Genomic DNA, 1,449 nt, shown 5'->3' with positions numbered 1-1,449 from the left:
TGGCGCGTGGCGGACGGCGTGGATGAAGTGCGCCGCGCCGTGCGCGAAGAACTGCAGATGGGCGCGGACCAGATCAAGATCATGGCATCGGGCGGGGTGGCATCGCCGACAGATCCCGTTGGCGCATGGGGCTATTCGGAAGACGAAATTCGCGCGATCGTCGCCGAAGCGCGTGGCCGGCAAACCTATGTGCTGGCACACGCCTACACGCCCGAGGCCATCTCTCGGGCAGTACGGTGTGGGGTGCGGACTATCGAGCACGGCAATCTTATCGACGAGGACACCGCCCGGCTGATCGTCGAACACAACGCATTCGTGGTGCCGACGCTCGTGACCTACGAAGCGCTGGCAAGCGTTGGCGACAAATACGGCTTGCCCCCGGCCAGCCTTGCGAAAGTCGCCGACGTGCATCAGGCCGGCCTGCGCTCGCTCGAAATCATGAAACGTGCGGGCGTGAAGATGGGCTTCGGCACCGATCTGCTCGGCGAAGCGCAGCACATGCAAAGCGACGAATTCCGGCTGCGAGCCGACGTCCTCTCACCAGCGGAGGCCATAGCAAGTGCCACGCTGGTCGGCGCGGAAGTGCTCGGCATGACCAATAAACTCGGCCGCATCATGCCGGGCGCATTCGCCGACGTACTCGTGGTCGACGGCAATCCGCTGAAGTCCGTCGACTGCCTGCTGGGTCAGGGCGAGCACATCCCCTTCGTGATGAAAGGCGGCCATATTCATTTCGACGAACTCGAACGCGCCTGATCCAGCAACTTGAGCAGCACCGCGAAGACAAGATCTCAACCGCAACTTCTGCCAGCGAGGCACGCAAGCATGTCGACGATTTCCGCGCGTATCGAGCGTATGCCGTTTTCCTCGTTTCATCGCAGGCTGCTTTTGATGGGCGGCCTGGGCTACACGTTCGACGCCATGGACGCCGCGGTGCTCGCCTTCCTGCTGCCGGTCTTGCGCAAGGAATGGATGCTGACCAGCGTGCAAACCGGCGTGCTCGGTAGCGGCACGTTTATCGGCTACTTCCTTGGCGCGATGCTCGCGGGCATTCTTGGCGACCTGATTGGCCGCAAGCGCGTGATGATGTATGCGCTCGTGATCTACTGCATCGCGTCGCTTGCGAGCGCGGTCGCGCACGACTGGCCGTTTTTCCTCGCCACGCGGATCGTCGCCGGGCTCGGCACGGGCGCGGAAAGCGCGATCGTGGCGCCGTTCTTGTCCGAGTTCGTCGCGCGGCGGTATCGCGGTGCGTTCACGGGCAGCCTTGCGGGCTTTTTCTCCTTTGGCTTCGTGGCGGCTGCATTGCTTGGTTATCTGGTGATTCCGCTTTCGCCCAATGCATGGCGCTGGGTGATGGTGATCACGGCGCTCCCGATCGTGATGTTGCTTTGGTGGCGGCGTGCGTTGCCGGAGTCGCCGCGCTGGCTCGTCGCTCGCGGTCGGCAA

At 63.4% G+C, this 1,449-nt stretch carries 2 protein-coding genes; both read left to right on the top strand.

Annotated features, from left to right (window positions below; translation table 11 throughout):
- Positions 1–756: metal-dependent hydrolase family protein (locus tag ACRXB1_RS35955; RefSeq protein ID WP_449494762.1), on the top strand; the 756-nt coding region annotated here is incomplete at its 5' end.
- Positions 757–825: 69 nt separating this feature from the next.
- On the top strand, positions 826–1,449 hold a 624-nt coding region (locus ACRXB1_RS35950; RefSeq protein ID WP_449494761.1), incomplete at its 3' end, for an MFS transporter.

The sequence above is a fragment of the Caballeronia sp. M23-90 genome (assembly GCF_053574605.1).
This window is presented reverse-complemented; position numbering and strand designations above follow the sequence as displayed.